At 57.5% G+C, this 6,510-nt stretch carries 3 protein-coding genes; 1 reads left to right on the forward strand and 2 read right to left on the reverse strand.

From position 1 onward, the window contains the following. On the reverse strand, positions 1 to 2,802 hold a 2,802-nt coding region (locus ACWKY3_RS07780; RefSeq protein WP_449315849.1), incomplete at its 3' end, for a molybdopterin-containing oxidoreductase family protein. 497 nt (positions 2,803 to 3,299) lie between these two features. Here ACWKY3_RS07780 and ACWKY3_RS07785 point away from each other — a divergent pair. Continuing rightward, positions 3,300 to 4,820: a response regulator transcription factor gene (locus ACWKY3_RS07785; protein WP_449315850.1), complete on the forward strand. Its 1,521-nt coding sequence runs from the start codon at positions 3,300 to 3,302 to the stop codon at positions 4,818 to 4,820. A 44-nt stretch (positions 4,821 to 4,864) separates the two neighbouring features. On the opposite strand, the gene ACWKY3_RS07790 is transcribed toward ACWKY3_RS07785, so the two are convergent. After that, a complete protein-coding gene (locus ACWKY3_RS07790; protein ID WP_449315851.1) occupies positions 4,865 to 6,106 on the reverse strand; it encodes an ATP-binding protein in 1,242 nt (413 codons plus the stop codon). Positions 6,107 to 6,510 lie beyond the last annotated feature (404 nt).

Consider the following 6,510-nt stretch of genomic DNA (forward strand, 5'->3'; position numbering starts at 1 on the left):
CTCCTCTCGAATCTCGTAGTCGGGCAGCCACTCCTTCAGACGCGGGTCGGACGCGTCGCAGATGATGGGCGTGCCGTCCACGCCGCAAGGACAGGGATTGCCGAATGGCGAATTCTCCGGTGTTGCTTTATACACCTTCACACCATAAGCACGCAGGTGAGATGAGCCGCAGATAGGATCTTGGTGCGTCGGTTCCACCAAGCAGTTCACATTGCATAGAGCAAAACCATGATCGGCCTGGGGCAACTCAGGGAACCACCACTGATGCTCGCAATTGATGACACCAGGAGCTATACCGTAATACAGATCGGCGGTCTGGCGAATTTTACCGCGCGGGCTTTCGATCCACACCCAGTCGCCCTGCTCGATGCCCAGCTGCGCGGCGTCGGCCGGGTTGATCTCCACGCGCGGCGCGGGCCAAAGCTCGCGGCACCACGGCAGCTGACGGTGCTCGGAGTGGAAGTACACCGGGATGCGCCGGCCGGTGGTCATGAGGAACGGCCACTCCTCGGAATAACCTGGCTCGCCAAGCTCCGTTTCCAGCGCGGGATCCCACGTGGGCAGCTCGAAACCGGAGCCGGGCATGTACGTTTCAAGCGGCACCGACCACAGCTCCTGCTTGCCCGTTGGCGTCGCGAAGCCTTTGATGTAGTTTCCACCAGGTCCCTTTTTCTCCGTGATGCGACCTGTTTCGTACCGACGATAGGTTCCCCATGTTTCCGGAAGCAGCTCTTTGCAATCCCACCAACCGTGCTCCTGGAATGCCTCCTTGTATTCCTGCCACGTCATGCCCATTTGCGCGACCGTCTGATCGAGCAGCTCCTCCATCGTGGGCCAGTAGTTGCCCTCGCCGAAGAACGAGGCTGCCGAATTGTCCGCAGAAACCCATGGGTGATTCATAGCGCGGTGCACGTCCACGCAAATCTCGGTGTCGATCTTCACGTCGGCGGGAGGCTCGATACAGCGACAGCACGCCCCCTGGGCCCCCGTCGACCCCTGCGAGGTGCGAGGATAGTCGACTTCGAGCCAATGCTGCACGGGCAGCAAGATGTCGGCCATGCCAGCGGTAGGAGTCTTCCACAAATCCTGCACCACGAAGAAGTCGAGCGACTGGAGCGCCTCGTAGTTCACAGAGGCATTCGCCTGATTCATATGATCGGATGCTTCGCACAGGCCGCCGCGCACCGGATACGGCTCGCCAGTGAGGGCCGCATGATACACATGCGCCGCATCGGCCCACATCTGCCACCAAGACAGCATGGGCAAATCCTGAGCGCCGAGAAGCTTTTCAAACCACCCGTCGTAATTCGCAGGAGGATTCGACATCGAATGGCAAATGGGCTGCGCAGATCCCGCCTTGCCCTTCGTGCCGCCACGATGCCCGGCAGGGGTGTCGAAATTGCCCGTCATGCCCACGATCGCGTCGAACGCACGTGAGTTCTGAATTGAGTTGCATGCGTGCTCGAGCGCCAGCGCATACTGGATGCCGCCGTTGCCGTAGCCGGTGGAGGGGTCGATGCGCGTGGCGTAGGTGCGGGCGGCAAGCTCAATCTGATCAGCCGCCACACCGGTGATCACAGCCGCTTTTTCGGGCGTGTACTCTTCAAGAGACTCGACAAACACATCCCACACGGGTCGCATCGAATGCACGGAGCCATCCTTTAACGTGACTTGAAACTCTCCGTACAACGCTGGATCAATCTCTGGATTGAAGGGAGATGCCTCGGCAACGCGGCCTTGCGAATAGCCCTCCGGCAGGTTCTGCTGCGGACTTTCGTAAAAACGCTCCCAAGGCTCATCCGGCTCGCCTTCCCACAGACCCGTCTCCGCATCGAAGTACGTCAAGTGGCCTGTAGGGTCGTTGTCGTGCAGCGGGTGAGCTTCATCGACACCAGCCAACTCGTCCCACACCATAAAACGGCGCTCGCTGCCACCTTCCTTGATATCCATCTCCTTCAGCAGCCGTGTGCGCATAGGAAGGCCACCGTCCTTGGCGAATTGCGAGCGCAGGTTGTACGTGCCTCCGGAAGGCTCCATGCCTTCAACCACCAAAAACGGAGCGTTCATCCATCGTTTCACGTACAGATCGTCATACAGACCTTCGTTGATGATCACGTTTGCCCAAGCAAGAGCCAGCGCGCCGTCGGTGCCGGGCGTCAGCCACTGATGGATGTCGGATTCGTGCCCCAAGTTAGTCATGCGCGGATCGACGCTGATGTAGTGGTCCGCTTTGTTCACCAAGTCGACCGTGGTGCGGCAACTCTCGTCGTAGTTCGATATCTCGGACGCGCACCCCCATGACACGAAGACCCTCGGACGGTCGGTCGTGGCCATCCACGAATACGCATACGACGACACCAGAGTCGTCGCGAAGTGTCGCGGCCCTTTGCAGATCTGCCACGCCGTAAGAGCATTGGGCGAATCGACAATCTTGCCGTACGAATCGTACGTATGCTGCGTCCAGATACGCGATGTGCCACCGATGAAGAACATGCTCTCGCCGCCGTAGCGATCCTTCAACTCATAGAACTTGTCGGCAATTGTCTCATACGCCTCATCCCAGGTAATGCGCACCCAACCGGGGTCAGCCTCGCCTTTGGGCTTTGTGCGCTTCATGGGATGATACAGGCGGTCGGGATGGTAGGCAGCCTGCATCGACGACTGCGACTTCGTGCAGCAGTTGCCCATGGAATGGAACGCCGTGTCGGCATCGCCTTCTACTTTGATGGCGCGACCGTCAACAACGGTGACCAAAACACCGCACTCGTTCTTGCCACATGCGCGGCAGCATGTCCGAACCACCTTCGTTTCGGAGCCCACTTGTCCGGCAGGAGCCGTTTCGGCAAACGCGCGACCACCCGTTTGCAAGCCCGCCACAGTTGCGGTCGCAGCAGCCAATTGCAAAAAACCACGACGCGTGATGTTCAGCTTCCCCACGTTTCCTCCTTCTCTCCTCTCGTGCTCGCTCGCCCTACCGCCCGCACTCTCCATGCTGCGGGCAGAAAGAACGTTACGCACCAAAAGGGTGTTGAGGTATCGCCAAAATCTTGGAATCGAATTGCGCAGTCGCCTTCTCCCGTATCGCAAATTTCTATGATTTTTGAAGGTCTTTTACCGTTTAGCCAGGTTATCGGCTTGGCTTGTCCTTTTTGACCGAAGTCCTAAAACAGGGAGGACCCCCTGTGCCCCTCAAGAGGAGTGCTATACTTTTCACCGATCAGGGACTTTCGCCAAAGGGGAGCAAACGACGCCTCACAAACGACGCGCGGATTCGAATATCGATACGGGGGAACAGTCGCATGGAGGAACAGCGCAACGCAATCGCACGCTGGGCCGCAACATCGTGCAAGCAATCCGGAGTACGCATCGCAGGCTACGCGCTCAACCGTCTATGGGTCCACATCCTCTTTTTCAGCGCCATACCGTTTACGCAGTCGAGCAACCCTCTGCTCTCATTGTTTTCCAACATGTTCATCTCGCTGCTTTGCCTTGCCTGTTGCCTGATCTTTATCGGATCTGCGCTAGCTCGTGTGGAGCATCTACTGCTCAGTCGGTACTTCGTTGGATTTGGAACATGCGCATGCGTTATTGGAACAGCGTTGGTTCGCGTAGCAGGCTTAGGAACCGCTGCGGAGACAACTCTTGCCGTGGCAAGCGGCCTTATGACAGGTGTGGGGTCGGCCATGCTGTACGTAGGATGGGTGCGGGTTTTCGGGCGAGAGCCGCTGGCGAAAACACTCAAAGAGATCTGCTTGGCACAATGCCTCTCGTTCGCTATCGGCATAGGGCTCGCCTTCGCCCCTTCTCCCCTCTGGCTTTCAGTGCTGCTTGCTTCCCCTGCGCTTTCCGGGCTTTTCCTGCGCGCATGTTCTTTCGTACGCCCAACCAACGACGAACTCGCACCGAAAGCAGAGAACTCCGAACAAAACGAACGAAGCAGAACCCTTCCCATGCGCAACCGATTCGGTATCTTCGCGTTCGGTTTGGTGGCGGGATTCGCCAACGTACTATGCAGCCACGCCATGTACGCGCACGACAACCCGTTTGCGGGGTGGCTCCTCATCGCAGGACTTGCCATGTCGATTGTGCTGGTGGCGCTTTTCTGGAACGGTGATCACCGCGGCGCCAAGCAGGGCCACCGGTTTGCCCTGCTGCTGATGGCCCTCGGCTGCATGGTTGTCGCGCTGTCTCAAAGCGACACCCGATTGGCGAATATGCTCGTCTATGCAGGGTTTTCGTGCTTTGGCGCAATTCTTCTGGTCACTGCGCTTACCATAGGAAAGCTTGACGCCGCAAACCCCGTGCACATCGCATGCATCTGCGCGAGCGCACTTTATTTCGGCGAAATCGCCGGACTCGCATTCGGCCACATCGTAGAGTTCTCTTGGATATCCGACATGTCCATGAATCGCATCGGGCTCCTGCTGACGGCAATCCTTATCATCAGCTATCTGTTCTTGCTGACGGAAACCGATTTCTCGCTGCTAACACACCGCGAAGCCGAGCAGACGCCAAGCTTGGAAGCGGAAACGGGAACAACCGCGCAAGTTGACGCAGGTTCAGAGAAGGGATCGACCCACGCGAACCAGCCCACCATCGAAAGCGCTTACGAGAGAATCGCCGACGATTTTGGACTGTCGCCGCGGGAAAGGGAGATACTGCCTCTGCTCGTGCGCGGACGAACCATTGCGCGCATCCAAGAGGAATTGTTCATATCGGCGAGTACCGTCAACACTCATATTCGTCACATCTACACAAAGTGCAAGGTAGACAGCAAGCAAAGTCTTTTAGACCTCATCGAAGAACATTACTTGCAATGAGGGCACGGAACACTGCAAACGCAGAGGAACGGCACGGAAACGCCTTACTCGGCAAGCCACACGGGTGCTGAAACCACCTCGATGCCGTCTGCCGTCAGTCCTATGCTGTACGGATCAAGCGTAATCACCCTACGAGGAAACGCATCGCTGAGAGCGCGGAGAGGCCTCAGTTCCCTCTCGCGCGTCGATTCGTCCACCATGCTTGCCGTAACCTGCACGTATTGTTTGCGAGACCCCTTGGTGGCCACGAAATCTATTTCCGTCTCTCCGTCCGTACCTACATTCACCGACCATCCACGCCGACGCAGTTCCATATACACAACGCCTTCAAGCTGCGCTCCCAAATCTCGTCCGTCAAACCCGTTCACTAAGTTCCTGAAACCGTTGTCAACAGGATAGTACTTGCTCCGTGGGCGCAGAATCTGCTTTCCGCGAATGCCGGCCTGTTCGGCGCGATACACCACGTACGCGTGCTCCAGCGCACGCACTTGATTGTCAACGGCGGTAACGCTGGTGCGAACGCCAGCCGCCATCAACGCCTGGGCAACGTTTCTCACGGAGAACAGGTTGCCCGCCGTCGAGAACAGGTACCGGCTCAACTTTTCCAGAGAAGCCAAATCTCGAATACCGTGACGTTGCGCCACGTCAGTAAAGACGATGGATTGGTAGATTCCTTGCAACTCCTGCCTCACGGTATCCTCCGATCGCTCCTTGAGCGCAAACAAGCCGGGCATCCCGCCAAAACGCAAATACGACCCGAGCGCCTGTTCGGAAGAGTCCGCATCCTCCCCTGCAGCATGAGCGAATTGGCAGTATTCGGAAAACGACAAAGGGAACACATTTATCTCCACGTACCTGCCCGTCAGATGCGTGGCAAGATCCCCTGCAAGAATCTGCGCGTTCGATCCTGTCACATACACGTCGGTGGCTGCACGCGTATGAAGCCTGCGCACCACGTGCTCCCACCCGGGTACGGTTTGAATCTCATCGAGGAATACATAAAACGGCATATCCGGAAGTGTCGCCTGAGCCGCTTGTTGCACATCGGCAAGAAGTTGTGCAGCATCGTAATCCAGAGGGACATCGAAATCGTCAAGCCTTTTGAAGAATATGTTTTGCTTCGGCACACCCTCGCCCAAAAGGCCGTCGACAAACAGGCGCATAAGCGACGATTTTCCGCAGCGACGAACTCCAGTCAGAACCTTTACATCAGGCGTCCCCCTATGCTCCTCAAGTTTTGCGATCAGATGCGGGCGGGGAATAAGTTCTGAGCGCACGATTTCCACGATACCCTCCTGATGTCCCTCTTGTTGCCAGAATTAATTTTATAAAATTCATTTTAACAATAAATAGCTATTTTGACTTTTACAAAATTTAAAATTAGCGGAGATGGGACAAGGAAGAGGGAAGGGTCGCGCAAAAAAGGTCGACACGGTCGCGCCTTTTATTGCAATTGCGCTGCAAGTTGCCCCAGCGCCCCCACCCAAGCAATCCAAACGGGAGCACTGCAACGCATCCCCAAGCCCAAGCGCATCAAGCGCCCCGCGCGGAGGCGGCCTTCCCGTTTGCAAGGGGGTTCGGGGAGGGAGGGCCGCGCCTGTGTGGGGCGCTCGGAGGTGTCCGGGCCTGCCGGGAGGCGAGACGTCCGGGCCTGCAGGAGGAGCAGGCCGGCGGGGGGGGCGCCCACCGC

Source organism: Rubneribacter sp., from assembly GCF_965361815.1.